The organism is Pseudaquabacterium pictum (genome assembly GCF_005403045.1).
In the GTDB taxonomy this organism is placed as follows: domain Bacteria; phylum Pseudomonadota; class Gammaproteobacteria; order Burkholderiales; family Burkholderiaceae_C; genus Pseudaquabacterium; species Pseudaquabacterium pictum.
In genome coordinates, this window is the sequence record NZ_BJCL01000063.1 from 1 (window position 1) to 210 (window position 210).

The 210-nt window shown below is 66.7% G+C and carries 1 protein-coding gene; it reads right to left on the bottom strand.

The genetic code is table 11. The features are described from left to right. On the bottom strand, nt 1–210 hold a 210-nt coding region (locus FFT10_RS27580), incomplete at both ends, for an SdrD B-like domain-containing protein (RefSeq protein ID WP_228027354.1).

The window sequence follows — 210 nt, forward strand, 5'->3', positions numbered from 1 at the left end:
GGCCGGCGGCAGTTCACCGAAGTTGTTCTCAACGCTGTTCGCACCGGCGACCAGCGTGATGCCGCTCAGCAGGTCGTTGCCAGCGGTGCCGCCGGTCGTGCCGATGGTGTCCTTGCCGTCCAGGTAGCCAGCGGGTTGCGTCTCGGCCACGTTGTAGGTGCCCGGGCGCAGGTTGGTGAACTGGTAGAAACCGTTCGCGTCGGTCGTGGC